The following is a 24,851-nucleotide window of genomic DNA, read 5'->3' on the forward strand; positions in this document are numbered from 1 at the left end:
CATGTGCTCCCCGGCCCGCATCCGCGCTCAGACCAGACCGTCGCGGCCGACGATCTCGCTCGCCTTCAGGCCGCCGAGCCGCGCATGCAGGCGGCCGCGCGTCGCGAACGCGAAGATCACCAGCACTTCGTCGTCGTTGGGCGCATCGGGGAACAGGCACGTCACCGTGTCGTAGTGCGAGCGCACGTAGAGCGCATCCTTGTGCGCGAGCGGTACGTCGATCACCGTGTTGACCGGGCCGCGCTTGCCGCTCGACGGCACCCACGACTTTCCGCCGCCCAGCGCCGCACGAATCGGCTCCGCGAAGATCGACGTGAGGAACGCATTGCCGTGTTCGTACTCGCCGGCCGAGCCGACCAGGCATGCCTTGCCGTAGCTCTCGATCGCACGGCCCGCGGCGAGCTCCTCGATGCGCTGCGCGAACGCCTTGCCGAGCGCCGGCGACGGGCGCACGAGATCGTCGAGGTTTTCGCTGAAGCGCCCCGCGTACGGGTTATGGACGGCCGCGGCGATCACGATCTTGCGCAACGGCTCTCCGTCAGCGAGCTGACCGGATTCGTTCGCGAGCGTATCCTCGATCTGCGTGTACCACTTGCGGATATGAAAGCCTTCGAAATTTGCGATCTTACTCATCAGGAATCCTCTATGAAATATCGGTTATACGGAAATGAAACACGGCGCCTCAGTCGAACAGCGGCTCGAGCTGCACGGGATCGCTGGGCGCGTTGTACCGGTGCAGCACACGCTTGCCCTCTTCGTCGTCCGTGACGGTTTCGCAGAAGAATTCGAGGCGGTTGCCGTCCGGGTCCGCGAAATACACGCCGATCCCGACCTTGTGATCGGTGATCTTGACGATCGGCACGTTGCGGCGGATCAGCATGCCGTACAGGCGGCGCAATTCGGTCAGGCCGCCGGCGATTTCGAGGCCGTAGTGCTGCAGGCCGATCGTGCCGAGCTCCGCGTCGGACGCCGCGCGAATCAGCGCGATGTCATGGTGCTTCTGGCCGAAGGACATGAACACCCACTGCTCGCCGCGCGCGGTCTCCGTCATGCCGAGTACCTCGGCGTACCAGGTGCTCGAGCGCACGGGGTCGCGCACGAACAGCGACAGGTGGGTGCGCTGCACGTGCGGCGTCGGCAGCGGCAGCCCGCTCGCGTTCGCACGCTCGGCGTGTTGCCGGATATCGGACGGTGTCATCGCTCGCTCCGCTCAATTGGTCGACTGCGCGTGGGCGACGAGCGGCGCTTCGAACGGCGTCCACGCGACGGCCGTGATCTCGCTGAAATCACGCCATTCCTTGCTCCAGTTCCGGCCGCCGTCGTGCGAACGGAACAGATGCCCGTACTTGGTGCCCGCATAAACGAGCTCCGGCCGGGCGGCATGGACGCCGAACGCCCAGAACGTGGAATTCGGCGGCGTGTGCAGATCCGTCTCGTGCCACGCATAGCCGCGATCGGTCGAGCGGTAGATGCGGCTGCGGCTGCCCGGCGTGCCGTCGCCGATCGCCATCAGCAGTTCGCCTTCCGGCTTCGGCAGCTGCACGACCGTGCGCGTGTAGTACAGCCCGTCGAAGCGATCGCGCGACAGCTTGCCGTCCCACGTCCGGCCGTCGTCGTCGCTCACGTGCACCGCGTTCACCGTCAGCAGCACCGTGGTCTTAGGCCGGTCCGGCGTGGCGGACAGCACGGCGATCGCATGAATGTCGCTGTTGCGGATCGCCGTGCCGGGGCCGTCCACTCGCGTCCAGCTCGCACCGGCATCGCGGCTGCGCCATGCGCCGCCCTCCTCCACGCCGTACCAGACGTTGCGGGTGTCGTCCGGGTCCACGCAGATCGTCAGCAGCCGCGGGCGATTGACGCCCGAGCAAAACTCGGGGAACTCGGGAGCCGTTCTCTCCCAGGTCACGCCCGCGTCGCTCGACTTGTACAGTGCGGCGCGCGACGGTGCGCCGGTGCCCGCATAGAGCACCGCGGGGTTCGCCGGATCGATCGCAATCGACCAGACCGTCAGCCCGTTCAGCAGGTTCTCGGGCCGAAACCAGTGCGCGCCGCCGTCCTCGCTGATGGACAGTCCCGAATCGGCGCCGGCATAGACACGCGACGGCGTCGCGGGGTCCACCGCGAGCGCGCGCACGATGCCGTCGAACTCGATCGGTTCGGCGAGCCCGAGGCGATGCCAGGTCTTGCCGTCGTCGTTCGAGCGCAGGATGCCTTGCCCGGCCGTGGCGACCAGTACGGTTGCGGTCATGAAATGCTCCTTGTGTCAGAGAAAAATGCCGCGCGTGAGCCCGCCGTCGCAGCCGATCGACTCGCCGGTGATCGAGGCGGATTTCGGCGACGCGAGAAACGCGACGATCCACCCAATCTCTTCGGGCTGCAGCACGCGCCGGATCGGCGTGACCTTCACGTAGTTGGCCTCGACCTCCGCGGCCGTGAGCCCCTGCTTCTGCGCCTCGTTCTCGTAGAGTTCGTGGATGTGCGGCGTCTCGACCACGCCCGGGTGAATCGTGTTGACCGTGATGCCGAACGGGCCGAGCTGGTCGGACAGCGTCTTGGTCAGGTGCACGATCGCCACGTTGCGCATGCCGGACAGCTGCTTGCTGCCGCGGCCCGTCAGGCCGCCGATATTGACGATCCGGCCGAAGCCGTGGCGCCGCATGTAGGGCGCGGCCGCCTTCGCGCAACGCAGGTAGCCGACCACCTTGATGTCGATGTCCTGCAGCAGCCCCTGCGGGTCGGCGTTTTCCAGCTCCGCCCGCACGAGGCCGCCCGGATGCGCGGCGCCGTTCAGCAGGATGTCGAGCCGGCCGAAGCGCTCGACGCTTGCGGCCATCGCCGCTTCGACGGACGCCATGTCGGTCGTGTCCACCGTGACGGGCAGGATTGCACCGGCCGCGTTGCCCAGCGGTGCGAGCGCCGCGCGAATCTCGGCGGCCGCCGCTTCGAGGTGTTCCATGCGTCGCGCGGCGATCGTGACGTTGACGCCTTCGCGGGCCAGCTCGAGCGCGACCGCCTTGCCGATGCCCATGCTGCCGCCGGTGATGAACGCGGCTTTTCCGTGGAGTTGCAGATCCATAGCGATGAAAGGTGAGAGTCGGGATTGAAGGGGAAAGCGGGTTGCGCGATCAGGACAGGCACATTTCGATGAGCGTCGGCCCGTCGGCGTGCGCGAGCGCGTCGTCGAGCGCTTGCGACAGCGCTTGCGCGGTGCTCGCACGCTCGGCCGGCACGCCGTAGCCGCGCGACAGCGCGAGCCAGTCGATCGGCGGATCGTCCAGCAGCGTCAGGCGGCTCGCGTGCGGCGTGTCGGCCGGCAGGCCGCTGCGCGCGAGTTCGGTCTGCAGGATGCCGTAGCGTCGGTTCGATGCAATCAGCATGACGATCGGCAAACGCTCGCGCGCCATCGTCCACAGCGCCTGGATCGTGTATTGCGCACTGCCGTCGGACTGCAGCGCGAACACGCGGCGTTCCGGGCACGCGACGGCGGCGCCGAGCGCCACCGGTAGGCCCTGGCCGATCGCGCCGCCGGTATTCGTGAGGATCGTGTGACGGCGCGCGCGCGCCGACGCAGTCACGAACGGATAACCGCAGGTGCCGCCCTCGATCGACACGATCGCGTCGTCGGGCAATGCATTCGCCAGCACGCGACCGACCGCCTGCGGCGTCAGCGGCCCGTCCTCCACCTGCCAATGCTCGACCTGCACGCCGCCGGCGTTTGCCGGCGCGCCGATGCGATCGGCCAGCGCTTCCAGCGCGTCGTCCGCCGCGTCGCCCGGTTCGGCCAGCGTCACGATGTCCTCGGGGCGCGCGAGTTCGCCCGGAATGCCTTCGTAGCCGAAGTAGGTGACGGGCGCGAGCGCGCCCGCCAGCACCACGCGCCGGTCGGCCAGCGCGGCCAGCGCCGGCTCGGGGAAATAAGGCAGGCGGTCGATGTCCGGCAGGCCGCCGCCGCGCTCCGCGCGCGCCGGGAAGGTCTCGCTGAAGCTGGTCGCGCCGGTCGCCGCCGCGATGCGCGCCGCCGCGCGCTGCCCGCGGGCCGACAGTGCGCGGCCGCCCATCAGCAGCACCGCGCGATGGCCGCTGAGCAGCAGATCGGCGACTCGCGCGACCCGTGCTCGATCGAACGACACCGCGGTCGGGCGAACGACGGCGGGCGACGCCGCGTCGCGCACCTTCGCCGACTGGAGATCGACCGGCAGCACGAGCGTCGCGACACCGCGCTGCGCGCCCATCGCGGCCGAGATCGCGTCGGCCGTATCGGTCGCGAGATCCGTGTCGCGCGCCACGCTGCGGAACCACACCGACACCGGGCGCGCGAGCGACTCGATGTCGGACGTGAGCGGCGCGTCGTACTTCAGATGGTCGCGCGTGTGATCGCCGACGATGTTCAGGATTGGGGTGCGGGCGCGGCGCGCGTTGTGCAGGTTGGCGACGCCGTTCGCATGGCCGGGCCCGAGATGCAGCAGCGTCATCGCGGGTTTGCCGGCCATGCGGCCGTAGCCGTCCGCGGCGCCCGTGCAGACGCCCTCGAACAGCCCGAGGATCGAGCGCACGCCCGCCACGGTGTCGAGCGCGCCGACGAACGGCATCTCGGTGGTACCGGGATTGGCAAAACAGACGTCGACACCGGCATCGCGCGCCGTCTCGAGCACGATGCTCGCGCCGCTTCGTGTTCCGGTATCGGTGTCCAACTGTGGGATGTTCATGCGGCCGCTCGACGGTTTGAATGAAGTGGAATTTACTTTAATCCCGAAATACGGGATTTGTCAAACAACCAAAACGTCACCACCCATCCGATATTATTCACGTTTACCCGATTTTATTCGTGAATTTTTGCCATTAGCCACCACTATCCGGCCCTGCGAGCCTCGTCAAGGCTCAACTCAATTCCCGCCATTCGGAATTTACTTATACCAATGGCCGTACAAGCGCAGCCGACCGCCACCCCGCTGCCGACCGCTTCGCATCTCACGCTGCAGCCCCATCAACTTACGATTGCAAATGCCTCTCATTTGCATTAAATTCCGGCGCGAATGTACGGTTTGGAACACAGACGTCGGCGCGAGGCCATCCGCCCAGCCCGAATGCAGATCACATCAAAGGACGGGGTATGAGCAGGAAGAACTGGGCGGCCGCACCGATGGCCATCGTCGTCGGCACGACCGGCCTGAGCGCCGCCGAGGCGCAGGAGGTGTCGCTGCCCGCCATCGAGGTCTCGGGGCAGCGCGCGACCGCGCCGTTTCGCGCGCCCGAATCGATGAGCGCCACACGCACCGAGACGGACGTGATGGAGATCCCGTTCGCGGTCAGCAGCGTCGACGCGAAACTGGCCCGGACCGTCGCCGCCACACGCGGCGAGGACCTGTACGACTGGGTTGCCGGCGTCGCGCGACAGAACAACTTCGGCGGCCTGTGGGACAACTACGCGGTGCGCGGGTTTGCCGGCGACGGCAACACGTCCGGCACCGACTACCTCGTCAACGGCTTCTCGTGGAACCGCGGGATCAGCGTCCCGCGCGACACCGCCAACCTCGAGCGCATGGAAGTGCTCAAGGGACCCGCGTCCGCGCTGTACGGCCGCGGCGATCCGGGCGGCCTCATCAGCTACACGACCAAGCAGCCGCAGTTCGCGCGCTCGAACACCATCGGCGTGTCGGCCGGCAGCTATGGCGCGTTGCGCGAGACGCTCGATTCGACCGGGCCCGTCACGAAATCGCTCGCGTACCGCTTCGTCGCGATGAACGAGAACAACGGCAGCTTCCGCGATACGGTGTCGAGCAAACGCTACCTGTTCGCGCCGTCGTTCACGTGGGACATCGGCGCGGACACGACGCTCCACTACGAGTTCGAGAGCGTGCGCCAGCGCGCACCGCTCGATCGCGGCGTGGTGGCGGTCAACGGGCAGCTCGGCGCGATTCCCGCATCGCGCTTCCTCGGCGAGCCGCGCGACGGCGACTACGACGTGCGCAACACGGGCCACCAGTTCACGCTCGAGCATCGCATCGATGCGAACTGGTCGATCAACGCCGGATTCGCGCAGCGCGACACCGACCTGTCAGGACGCTCGTCCGAAGCGTTCGCGCTGCAGCCGGACGGGCGCACGCTGTGGCGCCGCTACCGGCAAGTCGCGTTTCACTCGAATGACCTGCAGGGCCGCTTCGAAACGACCGGCAAGTTCCGCACCGGCGGCATCGGCCACACGCTCGTGATGGGCGTCGACGCGTATCGCTTCAACTACGACCAGTTCGTCGCGCGCTCGACGCCGACCGCCGCCGCGCCGTATGCGATCGACATCTTCGATCCCGTCTACGGCCAGCCGGCGCCCGCGCTGCGCACCGCGACCAGCCTGCTCGAGCGCGACGACGGGCAAGGCGTCTATGCGCAGGACACGCTGGCGTTCGGGCCGCACTGGAAAATCCTCGCCGGGCTGCGCTGGGATCGCTTCCACCAGTCGGTCGAGAATCGCCTGAAGGGCGTGACGAGCAGCCAGTTGCAGACCGCGTTGAGTCCGCGCATCGGCGTCGTGTACGAAATGAGCCCCGCGCTGTCGCTGTATGCGAACACCGCGTATTCGTTCCGGCCGAACAACGGCGCCGATGCCGGCGGCCGCGCGTTCGACCCGGAGAAGGGGCACGGCTACGAAGCCGGTGCGAAATGGGCCGGCGCGCGCTGGCTCGCGACCGTCGCGGCGTTCTACGTCAACAAGCGCAACGTGCTGACCGCCGATCCGGCGAATGCCGGCTTCTCGCGCGCGGCCGGCGAGGTGCGCAGCCGCGGCGTCGAATTCGAATGGAACGGCGATCTGGGCCATGGCTTGCGCGGCATCGTCAACTTCGCGTACGTCGATGCCGAGGTCACGCGCGATGCCGTGCTGACGCCCGGCGCGCGCCTCGTCGACATTCCGAAGCTGAGCGGCAGCGCGCTGCTCATGTACGAAACCGCGCTGCCGTTCGCGGACAAGGCCGGCATCGGCACGGGCTTGATCTATGTCGGGCGCCGCGCCGGCAACACCGCGAACACGCAGGACGGTTTCGAGCTGCCGGCCTATGCGACCGTGCAGCTGAACGGCTATGTGCAGGTCAACAAGCACCTGCGCGCGTCGGTCGTGCTGAACAACCTGTTCAATCGCACGACCTACGTCAGCTCGTACAACAGCCTGTGGGTCACGCCGGGCGCGCCGCGCAGCCTGTTCGCATCGCTCGCCTACTCGTTCTAGTCGAATCGGTCGCCTGGCGTGCGTCGCGCGTCAGGCGCCGAGCGCAAGCCGCGCGGCCAGCGCGAGCAGCAACGCCGGCAACATCACGCATGCGCCGACCGCGAGAAATTCGCCGAAGGCCGACCCGCTACCCTTCGCGCCGGATCGCCGCGAGCCACAGAATCGTCGCGAGCGATCCGGTGACGGACAGGTTCGGGCCCAGGTCGACGCCGATGAGTATCTCAGCTAACCGAACAACCCGCTGTGACATTCAGATGACTTGCAACCCGAATCGGATCCGAGCGACGGAAAACTGACGACGCATTATCCGCACAACTGAGTAACTTTCCAGTGCACAAATATTCCGGCGTGGTATCGGCCCGTCGGTCGACGTGCGAACGCGCCGGTTCGACAACCCACGCCGGATTCGATGCCCGCGCGCAATGCATGCGTGATCCGACAGTTGCCCGAGACTCTCTTTTCCGGAATATTCAGCAAGGAGTCCGTATATCGTGCGCATCGATCCATACCGACGCGCAAACGGGTCGGGCAGCGGACAATCGTTCGGAGAAAGGGAGCGGTAAAGTCTGCGCGGGGTGCACGGGATGCGCGTGACGTACTGGATGTGCTGGACTCACGGGATTGATCGGACAACAACGTGTGCGGACCGGCGCGAGCAACCGAACCAAACGGCGCACGGACGGCGCAACGCCGCAGCTCTCGCGCGTCAGCGCACCGCGACAGGCGCTGCGTCGCGCATGGTGTCGCCGCATCGCGCCGCGCGCTCGACGACACGCGCCGGCCGAATGATGCCGGTCAGCGCGAAATAGTTCGCATCGGGCCTCGGCAGGTTGCGCTCGTCCGCCATGCGCATCGCGAACGCGAGCGCTTCGGAGCGCTCGCGCAGCAGCGCGCGCAGCGCATCCGCGATGACGCGGCGGTCACGCGGATCGTCCAGGCCGAGCACCGACCCGTGGTGCCGTTCGACGTCCGGCTTCGCGAGCGGCGCGGCCGCCAGCGCGGAGATACCGGGCATGGGAACCGGGTTCCGTTTCATGTCGTCCTCTCGTTGACCGGCGGCCGGGCGCCGCGTCACCGCCGGTTCGACCGCGACACCACGTCGATCCACACCGCCAGCACCAGCACCGCGCCCTTGACGATCATCTGCCAGTAAGCGTCGACGTCCAGCATCGACATGCCGTTGTCGAGGCTCGCCATCACGAGCGCGCCGATCAGCGCGCCGTAGACGGTGCCCGACCCGCCGCGCATCGACGTGCCGCCGATGAAGCACGCGGCGATCGCGTCGAGTTCGCCCATCGAGCCCGCGGACGGCGAACCGGCTGCGAGCCGCGCGGTGTTCACGATGCCGGCGAACGCGCACATCAGCCCCATCAGCGCGAAGATCGCGAGCTTCACGCGATCGGTATCGACGCCCGACAGCCGCGTCGCCTCGAGATTCGAGCCGACCGCGTAGATGCGCCGGCCGAACACGGTCTGCGTCGCGATCCACGAGAAGATGCCGAGCAGCGCGAGCAGCAGCAGCACCGGCACCGGAATGCCACCGTAGCGGTCGAGCGTCGCGACGAACGCGAGCAGCACCGCACCCGCGCCCGCGATCTTCACGACGTCCTGCCACAGCGGCGCGACCGCGAGCCGGTAGCGGCGCCGCGTGCCGCGCTGCCGCACGACCAGCAGCACGACGAGCGCGAACAGCAGCAGCGCGAGGCCGTCCCCCGCCACGCGCGGCAGATAGCCCTGCCCGAGGAACACGAAGCCGTCCGACACCGGCGCGATCGTCGAGCCGCCCGTCACGCCGAGCAGGATCCCGCGAAACGCGAGCATCCCGCCCAGCCCGACGATAAACGACGGCACGCGCCGGTAGGTCGACCACCAGCCGTTGAAGAGCCCGATCAGCACGCCGAGTGCGAGCACGGCCGGCACCGTCGCGGCGACCGGCCAGTGGCGGTTCACGTCGAGGATCGCCGCGACGCCGCCGAGCAGCCCGAGCAGCGAACCGACCGACAGGTCGATCTCGCCCGCGATGATCACGAACACCATCCCGCACGCGAGCATGCCGGTGATCGACATCTGCCGCAGCAGGTTCGACACGTTGCGCGGCGTGACGAACGCGCCGTCGGTCAGCACCGAGAAGAACGCCCAGATCGCGACGACCGCGAACAGCAGCGCGAGGATCTTGTAGCGCACGAAGACCTGGCGAAGCGGACGGCCAGTTGAACGGCTGCGCGCGTCGGCGTCCGGCGCCGCCGGAGTAGAGGAGGAAAGTTCGGAATTCATGTCGTACTCGATGCGGTGGGTTCGGTCGGACGCCGCGCGGGCTTCAGCGCGGCACCGAGGATCTGTTCCTGCGTGAGGCCGTCGTTGACGAAATCGCCGCGCAGCTCGCCTTCGCCGATCACCAGCACGCGGTCGGCAAGCCCGAGCACCTCGGGCATTTCCGACGACACGACGATCAGCGCGACGCCGCGCTTCGCGAGCGCGAACACGAGCCGGTAGATCTCGGCCTTCGCGCCCACGTCGACGCCGCGCGTCGGCTCGTCGAGAATCAGCACCTGCGGCTCGGCCAGCAGCATCTTGGCGAGCACGGCCTTCTGCTGGTTGCCGCCGGACAGGCTCGAGATCGGCAGGAACGGGTGCGCGGCGCGCACCGACAGCCGCTGCATCTCGGTGCGGATCGCGTCCAGTTCCGCGGCCGCGTCGATCCGCCCGCGCGCCGCGAAGCGCCGCAGCACCGCCAGCGTGATGTTGTGGCCGACGCCGAGCTGCGGCACGATGCCGTGGCGCTTGCGATCCTCGGGCACCATCGCGATGCCGGCGCGGATCGCGTCGGCGGGCGAGCGGATCGTGAGCGGCCGGCCGTTCATCAGCACGGTCGCCGTGCACGCGCCCGGATACGCGCCGAAGATCGCCTGCATCAGCTCCGTGCGGCCCGCGCCGACGAGCCCGGCGACGCCGAGGATCTCGCCGCGCCGCACGCTGAACGACACGTCATCGACCCGCTTGCGGCGCGTGTTCGTCACGTCGCGGCAGGTCACGTGACGCGCTTCCAGCACGACGTCGCCGATCTCGTGCGGCTCGCGCGGATACAGGTCGCGGATCTCGCGGCCGACCATCATCGAAATGATCCGGTCGGTCGTCAGCGTGCGCATCGGCTCGGTCGCGACATGGCGGCCGTCGCGGATCACGGACACCGTGTCGCACACGGCCTCGACCTCGTCGAGCTTGTGCGAGATATACACGCACGCGACGCCGCGGCGCTTCAGGTCGCGCACGATGTCGAGCAGGATGCGCGTTTCGGAAGCGCTCAGCGACGACGAAGGCTCGTCGAGGATCAGCAGCTTCGCGCGCTTGTTCAGCGCCTTCGCGATCTCGATCAGCTGCTGGTGGCCGCCGCCGTAGTTCATCACCGGCTGCGCGACGTTGATCGAGTCGATCCGCAGTTCGTGCAGCAGCTCCTCGGCACGCTGGACCATCGCCGCGTAGTGCATGCGGCCGCCCGGCAGCGTGATCTCGTTGCCGAGGAAGATGTTCTCGGCCACCGACAGTTCGGGCACGAGCATCAGCTCCTGGTGGATGATCACGATGCCCGCGCGCTCGGTGTCGCGCACGCCGGACGCGACGAGCGGCGCGCCTTCCCAGCGGATCTCGCCGTCCCACGTGCCGTGCGGATAAACACCCGACAGCACCTTCATCAATGTCGATTTGCCCGCGCCGTTCTCGCCGCACAGCCCCACGCACTCGCCCGGCCGCACCGTCAGGTCGATGCCGTCGAGCGCCTTCACGCCGTCGAAATCCTTGACGATGCCACGCATCGTCAGCAAGGGTTCGGTCATTCGCTCATGCCTCGCAGTATGCGCGCGGACGCACCGGTGGGCCGTCCGCGCGCCGCGCCGTTACTGGCTCGCCAGCTGCGCCTGGGTATAGAAGCCGTCCTTCACGACGATGTCGACGTTGCGCTTGGTCAAGAGCGTCGGCTGCAGCAGCACCGTGTCGACCTTCTTCTTGCCGTTGTCGTATTGCGCGTTGAACGCGGGCTTCGTGCCCTTCGCGAGATCCACCGCGAGCTTCGCCGCTTCGCTCGCGATCAGCTTGAGCGGCTTGTAGACGGTCATCGTCTGCGTGCCGGCGATCACGCGCTTGACCGCCGCGAGGTCCGCATCCTGCCCGGACACCGGCACCTTGCCGGCCAGATGCTGCGCGGCGAGCGCCTGGATCGCGCCGCCCGCGGTACCGTCGTTCGATGCGACGATCGCATCGATCTTGTTGTTGTTCGCGGTCAGCGCATCCTCGACGATCCGCAGCGCGGTCGACGCACTCCACTCGGGCACCCACTGCTGGCCGACGACCTTGATATCGCCGCGATCGATCGCCGGCTTCAGCACCTTCAGCTGCCCTTCGCGCAGCATCTTCGCGTTGTTGTCGGTCGGCGCGCCGCCGAGCAGGAAATAGTTGCCCTTCGGCTTCGCATCGTAGACACCCTGCGCCTGCAGCTCGCCGACCTTCTCGTTGTCGAACGAGATGTACGCATCGACGTCGGCGTCGAGAATCAGCCGGTCGTACGACACCACCTTGATGCCCGCCTTGCGTGCTTCGGCGACGACGTTGCCGAGCGTCTTCGAATTGAACGGCACGATCACGATCACGTCCACGCCGCGCGAGATCAGGTTCTCGATCTGCGAGATCTGCCGCGCCTCGCTCGCGTCCGCCGACTGCACGGACACCTTCGCGCCGAGCTGCGTGGCGGCGGCCACGAAATAGTCGCGGTCGCGCGACCAGCGCTCGACGCGCAGGTCGTCGATGCAGAAGCCGATTTCCGGCTTGTCCTTGCTCGCATGCGCGAGCGGCGCGCCAAGCGTGAGAGCCGCCAACGTGGCGGCGCCTGCCAGCGCACTCAATACGGTACGACGCGTTACGGATTTCATGTCTCCAACTCCTTTCTTTATTGGACAACCCCACGAACGCCGGGCGGCCGCCGAAACGCGCCGCCCTTTGTCTGGCCACCACACGGCGCGGCGTTATGCGGTCTGACCCGCGCCTGCCGAAAACACCGGTTCGAGCGCGCGATACAGCGCGCGAAACGTCGGCCGCCGCGCGTCGCAATACCAAGCGTGGCGCGCCATGTCGGGCTCGCGCACGGCCACCACCGGCGGCTGCGGGCACACCGCGTCGAGCGGCGCATCCGGTTCGAGCGCGAGATGAGCGAGCCGCGCGGCGCCGAGTGCCGGGCCGACTTCGCCGCCCGCGCGCAACGTCAGCGCACGGCCGCTCAGGTCGGCGAGCATCTGCGTCCAGTACGCGCTGCGCGAACCGCCGCCGATCACCGTGATGCCGTCGGGTGCGAGCCCGGCCGCATGCAGCGCGTCGATCCCGTCGAGCAGCGCGAAGCCGACACCCTCGAGCGTCGCGTTCGCGAGATCCGCGCGCTGCGTGTCGGGCGTCAGCCCGTAGAACACGCCCTTCGCATTCACGTCGTTGTGCGGCGTGCGCTCGCCGCTCAAATAAGGCAGGAACCACGGGCGCTCCGCGCGCGCGTTCGCCTCGGCGTCGGCGAGCAGCGCGGCCACACCTTCGTAGCCGGCCAGCTGCGCGGTGAAATCGATGCAGCCGGCCGCATTCAGCATCACCGACATCAGGTGCCAGGTATGCGGCAACGCATGACAGAAGCTGTGGACCGCCGATTCGGGATTCGCGCGAAAACCGTCCGACACCGCGAAATAAACGCCCGACGTGCCGAGCGACAGCAGCGCATCGCCGGGCCGCACGATGCCGACGCCCACCGCGCCGGCCGCGTTGTCGCCGCCGCCCGCGACGACCGGGATCTCGCGCAACCCCAGCGTGCGCGCGACGGCCGGCAGCAGCATGCCGGTGATGCGGTTGCCCTCGAACACGGCGGGCATCTGTTCGCGCGACAGCCCGCTCGCGGCGAGCAGCGTGTCGTCGTAATCGCGCTTCGCGACATCGAGCCACAGCGTGCCGGCGGCATCCGACGGATCGGTTGCAAACGCACCGGTCAGCCGGTAGCGCAGATAATCCTTCGGCAACAGCACATGCGCGATCCGCGCGAACACGTCAGGCTCGTGCCGGCGCACCCACAGCAGCTTCGGCGCGGTGAAGCCCGGCATCGCGAGGTTGCCGGCGACGGCGCGCAGCGCGGGCGCCAGCCGCTCGAGCTCCGCGCACTCGGCATCCGCGCGGCCGTCGTTCCACAGGATCGCGGGGCGCAGCACGTCGCCGCGCGCATCGAGCAGCGTCGCACCGTGCATCTGCCCGGTCAGCCCGAGCGCGCCGATGTCGTGCGGATCGATGCCGGCCGCGCGCGCGTCGGCGACGAGCGCCGCCAGCGCGCCGCATGCCGCGTCCCACCAGTCGAGCGGCGCCTGTTCGGACCAGCGCGGCCGCGGCCGGCTCACCGTCAGCGGCCGGCTCGCGCTGGCCCGCACCGCACCGTCGCGGTCGAGCAGCACGGCCTTCACGCCCGACGTGCCAAGATCGAGTCCGATGTACATGGCGTCAGCGCAGTCCGTAGATTGCCTGGTTCACGATGTTCTCGAGCCGTTCCTGCGCGCCGCTCGCATGCCGCGGGTTCACGCCGCGCGCGAGCGCATCGGCGGCGAGCGATTCCAGCGTGTAGCCGCCCGACAGGATTTCGCGGCCGAACGCGCTGTCCCACTGCGCGTAGCGTTGCCGGCGGAGTGAGTCGAGCCGGTCGTTGCCGACCAGCACGGCCGCGCGCTCGAGCGCGAGCGCGAGCACGTCGATTGCGCCGACATGGCCGTAGAACAGGTCTTCCGGATCGACGCTCTGGCGTCGCACCTTCGCGTCGAAGTTCATGCCGCCGGTGGTAAAGCCGCCGTGGCGCAGGATCTCGTAGAACGCGAGCGTCAGTTCCTCGACGCTGTTCGGGAACTGGTCGGTGTCCCAGCCGTTCTGCGGATCGCCGCGATTCGCATCGACGCTGCCGAACACGCCGAGCGCGAACGCGTTCGCGATCTCATGATGGAACGAATGGCCGGCGAGCGTCGCGTGGTTCGCCTCGATATTCACGCGGATCTCGTTCTGCAATCCATATTGCGTGAGGAAACCGTGTACGGTCGCGACGTCGTAGTCGTACTGGTGCTTCGTCGGCTCCTGCGGCTTGGGCTCGATCAGCAGCGCCCCTTTGAAGCCGATCCGGTGCTTGTGCTCGACGACCATCGACAGGAACCGGGCGAACTGCTCGCGCTCGCGCACTAGATCGGTATTGAGCAGCGTCTCGTACCCTTCGCGGCCGCCCCACAGCACGTAGTTCTCGCCGCCGAGCCGATGCGTCGCGTCGAGCGCATGGCGCACCTGGGTCGCAGCCCACGCGAACACGTCGGGGTTCGGGTTGGTCGCCGCGCCCGCCGCGAAGCGCGGATGCGAGAACAGGTTCGCGGTGCCCCACAGCAGCCGGACGCCCGTCGCCTGCTGACGCTCGCCCAGGTAGTCGGTCATCCGCGCGAAGTTCTCGACGTACTCGTGCAGGCTGTCGCCCTCCGGCGACACGTCGGTGTCGTGGAACGTATAGAACGGCGTGCCGAGCTTCGTGAAGAACTCGAACGCCGCATCCGCCTTCTGGCGCGCCCGCTCGAGCGGGTCGCCCGGCTGCTGCCAGGGCCGCTGGAACGCGCCCTGGCCGAAGATGTCGTGGCCCGGCCACACGAATGTGTGCCAGTAGCACACCGCGATCCGCAGGTGCTCCTCGAGCGTCTTGCCGAGCACCAGCTTCGTGCGATCGTAATACCGGTATGCGAGCGGGTTGTCCGACTGCGGACCTTCGTAGCGAATCGCGGGAATATGTTCGAAATACGACATGGCGTCTCCGTCCGGTTTCTTGTTGCAGTGCGGCGTGCATCGCGTTGGCGTGCAGGCCGAATTCGATCTGGCTGGATCGTGCCCGCGCGCCCCCTCGCCCGCAATTGCGAAATTGCGCAGCACGCTTAACGTTTCTTGCCAGCGCGCTGCGCACGGCACGCGTTCCGTCCTACAATCGCCGGACACCAGACAGATCAGACAGCCGCGCGGCGTTGCCCGCGCGCCCGGAGACAACGGCGCGACGCCCCGGACGGCGCGCGCCTCGAGACCGAGATGAACCGCGCCCCTTCCACCCAGACGCCGCACCGCATCGCGCTGCTGTTCAACGCCAACAAGGTCTACGACCGCGAGATCATCAGCGGCATCGGCCAGTACCTGCGCTCGACGCGCGTGGTATGGGACCTGTTCCTCGAAGACGATTTCCGCTGCCGGCTCGCCGGCATCGAGCGCTTCGACGGCGACGGCATCATCGCGGACTTCGACGATCCGGCCGTCGCCGACGCGCTCGCCGGCTCGCCGCTGCCGATCGTCGCGCTCGGTTCGTCGTACGAAGATCCGGCGCAGTATCCGGACGGCGTGCCGTATATCGCGACCGACAACGCAAAGCTCGTGTCGCTCGCGTACACGCACCTGATCGGCGCCGGGCTGCCGCACTTCGCGATGTACAGCCTGCCCGTCGCGCAGCAGAACCGCTGGGCGCAGCAGCGCGAGCTCGCATTCGACGGCCTCGCGCGCGCGGACGGCGTCGACGCGCCGATCTACCGCGGGCTGTCGACGAGCGCATCGGGCTGGAACCACGCGATCGAGCAGCTGATCGGCTGGCTGCACGCACTGCCGAAGCCCGTCGGCGTGATCGCGGTGACCGACGCACGCGCGCGGCATCTGCTGCAGGCGTGCCTGATCGCGGGCCTCGCGGTGCCGGAACAGGTCGCGATCATCGGCATCGACAACGACCCGCTCACGCGCACGCTCACGCGCATTCCGCTGTCGTCGGTCATCCAGGGCACCGAGGAAATGGGCCGCACGGCCGCGCACCTGCTGCATCAGATGCTGCGCGGCGCGCGTTTTCCGGACCGACGGATTCTCGTGCCGCCCGTCGGGATCAACGTGCTCGAATCGACCCGCCACCAGCCGCTCGCGAGCCCGCACGTGATGCGCGCACGCCACTTCATTCGCCAGTACGCGTGCCAGGGCATCAAGACCGAGCAGGTCGCCGACTACGTCGGCGTGTCGCGCTCGCTGCTCGAAGAGCACTTCCGGCGCGAACTGCAGCGCACCGTGCACCAGGAAATCCTGCGCCACAAGCTCGAAGCGGCGCAGGCGCTGCTCGCCGGCCGGCAGGCGTCGAGCGCCGAGGTCGCGATCCGCTGCGGGTTTACGTCGATCCAGTACATGTACGCGGTGTTCCGGCGCGAGCTGGGCTGCACGCCGCGCGAATACCAGGAACGCGCGATCGCCGCGCACTGAAGCCCGCCGTTCACATCGAATCCGCCCATGCACATCGATACCGATTCCTCCCATCTGACGCCCGGCGTCGCACGCGTGCCTTCCGAGCCGTGGGGCACGCTGCCCGACGGCGACCCGGTGCGGCGCTATACGCTGCGCAACACGCACGGCATGCGCGTCGTCGTCAGCGACCTCGGCGCGACCGTCGTGTCGTGGCTCGCGCCCGACCGCACCGGACGCTTCGCCGATATCGTGCTCGCGCACGACACGCCCGCGGAGTATGTCGAATCGGGTGCCTACCTCGGCGCGACGGTCGGCCGCTGGGCGAACCGGATCGCCGGCGCGCGCTTCACGCTCGACGGCGTCGACTACCTGCTCGATCGCAACGAGAACGGCAATCTGCTGCACGGCGGCGCGAGCGGCTTTCACCGGCAGCGCTGGGAAGTCGTCGACGACTGCGGCGGGCTGACGCTGCGGCTCGATTCGCCCGAAGGCGACGCGGGTTTTCCGGGCAACGTGAGCGTGCAGGTTCGTTATGCGCTCGACGACGACGGCACGCTGACGATCGACTACACCGGCGTCACCGACGCGCCCACGCCGCTCAACCTCACGAATCACAGCTATTTCAACCTCAGCGGCCGCGCGGGCAGCGACGTGCGCGGCCATGTGCTGAGCATCGACGCCGACGCGTTCCTCGAAGTCGACGACGCGCTGATCCCGACCGGCACCGCCGACGTGACCGGCACGGCTTTCGATTTCCGGCACAGCGCGCCGCTCGGCGCGCGCCTCGACTGGCCGCATGCGCAGCTTGCAAGGGCGCTGGGCTTCGATCACTGCTTCGTGCTGCGCGACGGCGCGCGCACGGTCAGGCCCGTAGCAAGCATCTACGATCCGGAAAGCGGCCGCGAGCTGGTCGTGTCGACCGATCAGCGCGGCCTCCAGCTCTATACCGGCAACTATCTGGACGGCGTACGCGTGAGGGGCGGCGCGCGGTGCGCGCAACACGCCGCGCTGTGCGTCGAAGCCGGCGGATTTCCGGACCAGGTCAACATGGCCGACCTGCGCGACGGCGTGATCCTTCATCCGGGCGCCGTCTATCGCCAGACTACTCTGTACCGGGTAGCCGTTCGCGCGTGACGCGCGCGCCGGCCGCCTTCGACAACAAACACCGGCGGCCAGGCATCGGCCACGTACGTCGTGCGTGCCGCAGCCCCGTTGCCCGTCACCGAGCGGTGCGCGCCGTGCGCTCCACGACACGCATTACACGCGCCGCATCGTCGATACCAGCGCCGCGTCCTCGCCGGGCTCGGCCGGCCGCGCGTGTGCGGCGCCGCGCTTCGGCTGCTGCGCGCCGAGCCCCGTGCCGCCCGTGCGCCGCCGCGTTGCATGCCGCTCGATGACCCGCTGCAGCACGCAGAACACGCACAGCAGCGCGCCGATCACGATGCGCGTCCACCACGAACTCAACGTGCCGTCGAACGTGATCAGCACCTGGATCGTGCCGAGGATGCCGACGCCGAACACCGAGCCGACCACGTAGCCCACGCCGCCCGTGAGCAGCGTGCCGCCGATCACGGTCGCGGCGATCGCATCGAGCTCCATCCCCTGCGCCTGCAGCCCGTAGCCCGACAGCACGTACAGCGTGAACACCACGCCGCCGAGCGACGAGCACAGCCCGCTCAGCGCATAGACGCCGATCTTCGTGCGCGCGACCGGCAGCCCCATCAGCAGCGCCGAACGCTCATTGCCGCCGATCGCATACACGTTGCGGCCGAAACGCGTGAAATGCGCGACGTAGATCGCGACGGCCAGCGTCGCGAGCGCGATCAGCGCGCCCGCGCTCAGCGTGCCGCCGCCGACCGGCACGCTGATGCCCGCGATCGCATGGAACGTCGGCTCGTTGATCGTGATCGACTGCGTCGTGATCAGGAAGCACGCGCCGCGCGCGAGAAACATCCCGGCCAGCGTGACGATGAACGGCTGCAGCCGGAAATAATGGATCAGCGCACCCATTGCCGCGCCGTACAGCGCGCCGAATGCGAGCACCAGCGGCACGATCACCCACACGGGCCAGTGCAGCCGCTCGGCGCCGACCGCGCAGAAGATCGTTGTCAGCGCAACGACCGAGCCGACCGACAGGTCGATGCCGCCCGACACGATCACGAACGTCATCCCGATCGCGACGATCAGCAGGAACGCGTTGTCGACGAGCAGGCCGGTCAGCACCTGCATCGAGAAAAATCCCGTGTACATCACGGATCCGAAGCCGAACAGCGCGGCGAACAGCACGATCGTCACGACGATCGGCAGCGTGCGCGGGTCGGCGAGCCGGCCAAGGAATCGGGTCATCGGGGCGTGGCTCCAGAGGTGGCGCGCGAACGCGCGGAAGGCAGCAGCCGCGACGCGTGCCGGACCACGAGCGCGCGCGCCGCGTCCGACTGGATCAGCGTCACGACGATCACGACGACCGCCTTGACGACCAGCGTCGCCTCCGGCGGCACGCCGATCGAATAGGTCGTGTAGGTCAGCGTCTGGATGATCAGCGCGCCGAGCACCGAGCCGGCCAGGCTGAAGCGGCCGCCGAGCAGCGACGTGCCGCCGAGCGTCACCGCGAGGATCGCGTCGAGTTCGAGCAGCAGCCCTGCATTGTTGCCGTCGGCGCTGCGCACGTTGGAACTCGCGAGGATGCCCGCTACCGCCGACATCACGCCGGAACACAGGTACGCGCCGAACACGACCGCGCCCGAGCGCAGCCCGACGAGCCGCGTGGCGACCGGGTTCACGCCGATCGCGCGAATGAACAGCCCGAGCGCGGTGCGGTTCACCAGCAGCGCGGTCGCGGCGATCGTCGCGAGCGCGATCCACACCGAGCACGGTACGGTCGCCAGATAACCGCCGCCGAGCGCGAGATAGCCGGGCGCGCCGATCGGAATGATCTGGCCGCCCGTCAGCAGTTGCGCGATGCCGCGGCCGGCCACCATCAGGATCAGCGTCGCGATGATCGGCTGCATCCCGACGAACGCGACGAGCAGGCCGTTCCACGCGCCCGCGAGCAGCCCGACGCCGAGCGCGGCAGCGAGCGCCGTGCCGACCCGCGACGGATCGGCCTCGAGCACGATCGCCGCGGCCGCGCCGGCGATCGCGACGATCGCGCCGACGGAAATGTCGATCCCGCGCGTCGCGATCACGAGCGTCATCCCGAGCGACACGATCACGAGCGGCGCCGCGCGGTTCAGGATGTCGATCGGCGCGCCGAACAGGTGGCCGTCGAGCAGCGCGATCGACAGGAAGCCCGGACGATGCGCGACGTCGAGCGCGAGCAGCAGCGCAAGCGTCAGCACCGGCCACGCAAGCGGATGACGAAACAGCGTGCGCACACGCATCATGACTGGCCTCCCGCGATCAGCCGGTAAACCTGCTCCTCGGACGCATCGGCGCCGGTCAGTTCGGCGACCTTGCGCCGGTCGCGCAGCACCGCGATCCGGTGGCTCACGCGCACGACCTCGCCAATCTCCGACGAGATGAACAGGATCGCGAGCCCGCTCGCGCACAGCGCGAGCACGCGCTCCATGATGTCGAACTTCGCGGCGACGTCGATGCCGCGCGTCGGCTCGTCGAGGATCAGCAGCTTCGGGTCCGTCGCGAGCCAGCGCGCGAGCAGCACCTTCTGCTGGTTGCCGCCCGACAGCAGCCCGATCGGCTGCTCCGCATCGCGTGCCTTGATGCCGAGCCGCGCGATGTACGACTCGGCGATCTCGCGCTGGCGCGCGCGCCCGATCAGCCGCCACCAGCCGCGCCGCGCCTGCAGCGCGAGGATGATGTTCTCGCGGATCGACAGCGCGGCGACGATGCCCTCCTTCTTGCGGTCTTCCGGGCAATACGCGATCCCGTGCCGGACCGCATCGTGCGGCGACGCCAGCCGCTTGCGCGCGCCGTCGATCTCGATCGCACCGGTGTCGGTGCGCTCCGCGGCGAACGCGAGCTGCGCGGTTTCGGTGCGCCCCGAGCCGAGCAGCCCGGCCAGCCCGACGATCTCGCCGGGCCGTACGTCGAGATCGAGCGGACTCATCATCCCGCGCCGGCCGACCTGCTGCATCGACAGGAACGGCGCGGCCGTGCCGGCCGTGCGCTCGACCGCGGCGGCGCCCGCCTGCAGCGTGTCGGACATCCGCTCGCGGCCGGTCATCTTCGCGACCAGCACGTCGACCGGCAGGTCGCGCGCCAGGTACTCGCCCTCGCGCTCGCCGTTGCGCATCACGGTGATCCGGTCGGACACCGCATAGGTCTGCTCGAGGAAATGCGTGACGAACAGGATCGCGATGCCCGACGCCTTCAGCCGGCGCAGCACGTCGAACAGCCGCGCGACCTCGCCGTCGTCGAGGCTCGACGTCGGTTCGTCAAGTATCAGCACGCGCGCATCGACCGACACGGCACGCGCGATCGCGACCATCTGCTGCACCGCGATCGGATACGCGTCGAGCGAGCGCGTGACGTCGAGCGACAGGTCGAGTTCGGCCAGCGCGGCGCGCGCCCGTGCATGGATCGCGTTCCAGTCGATCGCGCCGCGCCGCATCGGCTGCCGGCCCGCGAAGATGTTCTCGGCGACCGACAGGTTCGCGCACAGGTTCACTTCCTGATAGAGCGTCTGGATCCCGGCCGCCTCGGCCTCGCGCGGCGCGGCGAAGCGCACCGGCTCGCCGCCGACGCGAATCTCGCCCGCATCGTGCGCATGCACGCCGGTGAGCACGTTGATCAGCGTCGACTTGCCCGCGCCGTTCTGGCCCATCAGTGCGTGGATCTCGCCCGGAAACAGCCGGAAGTTCACGCGCTGCAGCGCGCTGACGCCCGGAAACGCCTTGTCGATGCCGATCATCTCGACCACCGGCGGACTCGTCATGAACCCTCCCTCGAAGCGCTCGCCGGCGGCGGCCGCCATGCCGCCGCCCGTGCGGACCATGTCAGTATTTGCGGGTCGGCAGCACCTGCGCCGCGACGCTCATCGGGAACACCGTCTCGTTCGTCACGATGCGCTTGGGCAGCGGCTTGCCGGCGACGACGTCCTTCACCGCGCTCATCAGCTGCGGGCCGAGCAGCGGGCTGCATTCGACGTCGACGTTGATCTTGCCGGCGATCATCGCCTGGAAGCCGCCCTTCGTCGCATCGAACGACACGACGCTCACGTCCTTGCCGGGCTTGATCCCGGCCTCTTCCATCGCCTGGATCGCGCCGAGCGCCATGTCGTCGTTGTGCGCGTAGACGACGTTGATCTGCTTGCCGTAGGTCTTCGCGAACGCTTCCATCACCTGCTTGCCGCCGGCGAGCGTGAAGTCACCGCTCTGCGATGCGATCACCTTGAACTTCGGATTGCTTTTGATCACTTCGAGCAGCCCGGCGCGGCGATCGTTGGCCGGCGCCGAGCCGACCGTGCCCTGCAGCTCGACGATGTTGATCGGGCCCGCGTCGTTCTTGTACCGCTCTTCCATCCAGTGGCCCGCGCGCCGTCCTTCCTCGAGGAAGTCCGAACCGATCATCGTCACGTACAGCGACGGATCCTTCACGTCGACCGCGCGGTCGGTCAGGATCACCGGGATGTGCGCGGCCTTCGCCTCGGTCAGCACCGGCTCCCAGCCCGATTCGACGACCGGCGAGAACGCGATCACGTCGACCTTCTGCGCAATGAACGAGCGGATCGCGCGGATCTGGTTCTCCTGCTTCTGCTGCGCGTCCGAGAATTTCAGGTTGATGCCGGCGTCCTTCGCCGCGCCCTTCACCGACACCGTGTTCGCGGTGCGCCACGCGCTTTCCGCGCCGACCTGCGAGAACCCGAGCGTGATCGGCTTTTGCTGCGCGAATGCGCCGGGCGCGAGTACCGTCGCCGCGGCGACGATCGCACCGGCCGCCAGCTTCCTGATGAATGTCATGGTCCGTCTCCGATGATGTCGTTGTATGCCGCGGCGCTGTTCTGTTTCTGCGTGGCGCGTGCGGTTCAGGGCTGTGCCGGGCAGCGTGTCCGGCCGGGCCGGCCCGGTATGCATGCCCCGGATCAGTCTAGGAACAAGTCCGATAACCTTCCAATGAAATCTTGGATTGAAGCGATATCGGAATCGGCATACGTATAAACACCTAAACGCGCGGGAGAGGCCAGCAGGCTGCGACGTCGCCACCTCGGCCATGGCGAGCCCGCGCTGCCCGCCCCGTCGACGATCGGCTCGCGGCGTTCCCGACACGGCCCCATTTTCAACCTCGCCGGCCGTGCATGCCGTATCGGTTGCCGTGCAACGGAGTCGGGCCGCCGCTTCCGGCGCCGGCGCACGAATCTTGCGCGCGCAAAAAACGACCGCTCAATCGAAGCGGCCCGCCACCGAAAAGGAGAACGATGATGCCCGCCGCACGTGAGCGCAGACCGCTGCGCATGCACGCCCTGCCCGACCGCCGCATTGCAGCATGAAGAAGCGCGCTTCCGCTTCCGCTTCCGCTTCCGCCGCCGCGGCCCGCACCGGCGCGGGCAAGCCCGACCCGCATGCGGCTGCGACGCAGCGTCATGTCGACGATCGGTGTCCCGGCTACACGCGCCGGCGGCTGCGCAGCGGTTTCGCGTACTACCGGCGGAACGGCGCGCGGATTCGCGATGCCGCCGAGATCGCCCGTATCGACTCGCTCGCGATTCCGCCCGCCTATACCGACGTGTGGATCTGCATGGATCAGCTCGGCCACCTGCAGGCGACGGGCCGCGACGCGCGCGGGCGCAAGCAGTATCGCTATCACCCGCAGTGGCGGGCGACGCGCGACGCGACCAAGTATGCGCGGATGGCGGCCTTCGCGCGCGCGCTCCCGCGCATTCGCGCTCGCGTCGCGCGCGATCTCGCGCGCTCGGGCATCCCGCGCGAGAAGGTCGTCGCGACGATCGTCCGCCTGCTCGATACGACGCTCGCGCGGATCGGCAATGCCGAATACGCGCGCGACAACGCGTCGTACGGCCTGACGACGCTGCGCAAGCGCCATCTGACGATCCGGTCCGGCCAGGTGCGCCTGCGCTTCACCGGCAAGAGCGGCGTCGAGCACGACGTCACGGTGGAAGATACGCGCGTGAGCCGGATCGTGCGGCGCTGCGCCGAGCTGCCCGGGCATGAACTGTTCCAGTACCTCGACGCGGACGGCACGCGCCACACGGTCGGTTCGACCGACGTGAACGACTATTTGCGCGACGCGGGCGGCGCCGAATTTACCGCAAAGGACTACCGGACATGGGCCGGCAGCGTGCTCGCTCTCGCGTTGCTGCGGCGTGCGCCGCGTCACGGCGCCGCGCATGCGCACAAGCAGATCGTCGAGACCGTGCGGGCCGTCGCCGCGCTGCTGCACAACACGCCGGCCGTATGCCGGCGCTGCTACATTCATCCGGCGGTGCTCGACGCGTTCGAATCGGGCGAACTCGACAAGCTCAAGGGCGTACGCACGCCGCGCGGCTTGCGTGCGGAAGAAGCGGCGTTCGCGGCATTGCTCGCATCCACCAGCCGGCGAACGGCCGGATGACCGTGCAAACGGCGCCTGCTTCGACGCAACCGGTACGGCTCGAACCCGAGTCGTTTGCCACCGGTTGCCGCGCGTGCGACCCTTCGTGAACCGGCGCTGCACGCCGGGCTCGCGATACCCGACGAGACTCAGCTCCAGCGCGCCGCCGCGTCGCTGCCAGCCTCGCCGCCCCGATTCGACGCAGCGCCGGCGGCATGCGCCCGCGCATCGCCGTGCATCCGCGTCGGATTCAACTCGCGCAGCACACTGGCGCGCCCGCCGTCGTCATCGGAAAGTTGCGGCTGCCCGCGCGCAAACGCCGGCGCGACCGCCGCCGCGAGCAGCGCGGCGATCGCCAGTCGGGAAAGAACCTTCATCGCCCGACTCCCGGCTTACTGCGCGCTGACGGTCGGCACGGACGCCGACGCGGTCGCGGTGCCTTGCTCGCCATGTGCGATCGCATACAGCTCGCGATTGCGCGCGATCGTCCGCGTGCTCGGCGGATAGTCCCAGTTCGACGTGGGCACGGTGCCGTCGCGCTGCGCCTGTACCAGATCGGCGATCACGTCGGCGCGGGTCGGGCCCGACGACGTCTGTGCGAAAGCGGCGACCGGCGTGCCGATTGCGAGTGCGAGCAGCGCGGCGGCTGCGATCAGTCTGCGATTCATGATGAAACTCCCCAGAACGGTTCGATGAGGACGCATCGTCGATGCGCCGCCGGCGGGACCGCGGATGCGATTCGCCGCCTGACACGTTCATTCTGGTGATCGCGGCCGGCGCGACGCTGACCGCCGGATGACAATTCTGAAATCCGCCGCACCGCACGCAGATAACAGCTTCGTAATCTTCG

General features: G+C 68.6%; 21 protein-coding genes and 1 pseudogene. 4 read left to right on the forward strand and 18 right to left on the reverse strand.

Annotation, left to right across the window (positions count from 1 at the left end; genetic code table 11):
• Positions 1-27: 27 nt before the first annotated feature.
• From DM992_RS34330 to DM992_RS34350, 5 genes are read right to left on the reverse strand one after another with little or no spacing between them, the layout of a single operon-like run.
• Complete coding sequence (locus tag DM992_RS34330; RefSeq protein ID WP_111020731.1) at positions 28-633, reverse strand: amino acid synthesis family protein; 606 nt, start codon at positions 631-633, stop codon at positions 28-30.
• 49 nt (positions 634-682) lie between these two features.
• Entirely contained in the window at positions 683-1,198 is a 516-nt protein-coding gene (locus DM992_RS34335) for a VOC family protein (RefSeq protein ID WP_111020732.1), read from the reverse strand.
• A gap of 12 nt (positions 1,199-1,210) precedes the next feature.
• Positions 1,211-2,248, reverse strand: coding sequence for a sialidase family protein (locus DM992_RS34340; RefSeq protein ID WP_111020733.1), 1,038 nt, complete (start codon positions 2,246-2,248; stop codon positions 1,211-1,213).
• Positions 2,249-2,263: 15 nt separating this feature from the next.
• A complete protein-coding gene (locus DM992_RS34345) occupies positions 2,264-3,076 on the reverse strand; it encodes an SDR family oxidoreductase (RefSeq protein ID WP_111020734.1) in 813 nt (270 codons plus the stop codon).
• Positions 3,077-3,125: 49 nt separating this feature from the next.
• Positions 3,126-4,706, reverse strand: coding sequence for an acetolactate synthase large subunit (locus tag DM992_RS34350; protein WP_111020735.1), 1,581 nt, complete (start codon positions 4,704-4,706; stop codon positions 3,126-3,128).
• Between the two features lie 404 nt (positions 4,707-5,110).
• Here DM992_RS34350 and DM992_RS34355 point away from each other — a divergent pair, with 404 nt between their 5' ends.
• Entirely contained in the window at positions 5,111-7,216 is a 2,106-nt protein-coding gene (locus DM992_RS34355; protein ID WP_111020736.1) for a TonB-dependent receptor, read from the forward strand.
• 30 nt (positions 7,217-7,246) lie between these two features.
• On the opposite strand, the pseudogene DM992_RS43105 reads toward DM992_RS34355, so the two are convergent.
• The 7 genes and pseudogenes from DM992_RS43105 to xylA form a co-directional block, all read right to left on the reverse strand.
• Positions 7,247-7,436 (reverse strand): annotated as a pseudogene (locus tag DM992_RS43105) (ArsB/NhaD family transporter); the annotation flags it as partial.
• A 486-nt stretch (positions 7,437-7,922) separates the two neighbouring features.
• Positions 7,923-8,252, reverse strand: coding sequence for a hypothetical protein (locus tag DM992_RS34365; RefSeq protein WP_111021594.1), 330 nt, complete (start codon positions 8,250-8,252; stop codon positions 7,923-7,925).
• Between the two features lie 35 nt (positions 8,253-8,287).
• Positions 8,288-9,490, reverse strand: coding sequence for a sugar ABC transporter permease (locus DM992_RS34370; protein ID WP_111020737.1), 1,203 nt, complete (start codon positions 9,488-9,490; stop codon positions 8,288-8,290).
• Positions 9,487-11,046, reverse strand: a complete 1,560-nt coding sequence (gene xylG / locus DM992_RS34375) for a D-xylose ABC transporter ATP-binding protein (protein ID WP_111020738.1) — start codon at positions 11,044-11,046, stop codon at positions 9,487-9,489. Before xylG ends, DM992_RS34370 begins: the two co-directional genes overlap by 4 nt.
• 60 nt (positions 11,047-11,106) lie before the next feature.
• Positions 11,107-12,135: a D-xylose ABC transporter substrate-binding protein gene (xylF, locus tag DM992_RS34380; RefSeq protein ID WP_111020739.1), complete on the reverse strand. Its 1,029-nt coding sequence runs from the start codon at positions 12,133-12,135 to the stop codon at positions 11,107-11,109.
• Positions 12,136-12,228: 93 nt separating this feature from the next.
• A complete protein-coding gene (gene xylB, locus DM992_RS34385) occupies positions 12,229-13,719 on the reverse strand; it encodes a xylulokinase (protein ID WP_111020740.1) in 1,491 nt (496 codons plus the stop codon).
• Between the two features lie 4 nt (positions 13,720-13,723).
• On the reverse strand, positions 13,724-15,046 hold the full coding sequence (gene xylA, locus DM992_RS34390; protein ID WP_111020741.1) for a xylose isomerase: 1,323 nt from the start codon (positions 15,044-15,046) through the stop codon (positions 13,724-13,726).
• 273 nt (positions 15,047-15,319) lie between these two features.
• Between xylA and DM992_RS34400 the strand changes: the two genes are divergently transcribed.
• Positions 15,320-16,513 carry a DNA-binding transcriptional regulator gene (locus tag DM992_RS34400; RefSeq protein WP_111020742.1) on the forward strand — a complete coding sequence of 398 codons (1,194 nt, stop codon included), beginning with the start codon at positions 15,320-15,322 and terminating at the stop codon, positions 16,511-16,513.
• 27 nt (positions 16,514-16,540) lie between these two features.
• Positions 16,541-17,629: an aldose epimerase family protein gene (locus DM992_RS34405; protein ID WP_111020743.1), complete on the forward strand. Its 1,089-nt coding sequence runs from the start codon at positions 16,541-16,543 to the stop codon at positions 17,627-17,629.
• A gap of 123 nt (positions 17,630-17,752) precedes the next feature.
• Here DM992_RS34405 and yjfF read toward each other — a convergent pair whose 3' ends face one another.
• The 4 genes from yjfF to DM992_RS34425 form a co-directional block, all read right to left on the reverse strand.
• Positions 17,753-18,841, reverse strand: coding sequence for a galactofuranose ABC transporter, permease protein YjfF (gene yjfF / locus DM992_RS34410; protein WP_111020744.1), 1,089 nt, complete (start codon positions 18,839-18,841; stop codon positions 17,753-17,755).
• Positions 18,838-19,878 carry an ABC transporter permease gene (locus tag DM992_RS34415; RefSeq protein ID WP_111020745.1) on the reverse strand — a complete coding sequence of 347 codons (1,041 nt, stop codon included), beginning with the start codon at positions 19,876-19,878 and terminating at the stop codon, positions 18,838-18,840. Before DM992_RS34415 ends, yjfF begins: the two co-directional genes overlap by 4 nt.
• A complete protein-coding gene (locus DM992_RS34420; protein ID WP_111021595.1) occupies positions 19,875-21,389 on the reverse strand; it encodes a sugar ABC transporter ATP-binding protein in 1,515 nt (504 codons plus the stop codon). The genes DM992_RS34415 and DM992_RS34420 overlap by 4 nt, the downstream gene beginning before the upstream one ends.
• 61 nt (positions 21,390-21,450) lie before the next feature.
• Positions 21,451-22,413, reverse strand: coding sequence for an ABC transporter substrate-binding protein (locus tag DM992_RS34425; RefSeq protein WP_034182440.1), 963 nt, complete (start codon positions 22,411-22,413; stop codon positions 21,451-21,453).
• A gap of 523 nt (positions 22,414-22,936) precedes the next feature.
• Between DM992_RS34425 and DM992_RS34430 the strand changes: the two genes are divergently transcribed.
• A complete protein-coding gene (locus tag DM992_RS34430) occupies positions 22,937-24,022 on the forward strand; it encodes a DNA topoisomerase IB (protein WP_111020746.1) in 1,086 nt (361 codons plus the stop codon).
• 128 nt (positions 24,023-24,150) lie between these two features.
• Here DM992_RS34430 and DM992_RS34435 read toward each other — a convergent pair whose 3' ends face one another.
• On the reverse strand, positions 24,151-24,378 hold the full coding sequence (locus DM992_RS34435; protein WP_111020747.1) for a hypothetical protein: 228 nt from the start codon (positions 24,376-24,378) through the stop codon (positions 24,151-24,153).
• A 15-nt stretch (positions 24,379-24,393) separates the two neighbouring features.
• Positions 24,394-24,669, reverse strand: coding sequence for a DUF4148 domain-containing protein (locus DM992_RS34440; RefSeq protein ID WP_111020748.1), 276 nt, complete (start codon positions 24,667-24,669; stop codon positions 24,394-24,396).
• Positions 24,670-24,851 lie beyond the last annotated feature (182 nt).

The sequence above is a fragment of the Burkholderia sp. JP2-270 genome (assembly GCF_003233675.1).
GTDB classification, from domain to species: domain Bacteria; phylum Pseudomonadota; class Gammaproteobacteria; order Burkholderiales; family Burkholderiaceae; genus Burkholderia; species Burkholderia pyrrocinia_C.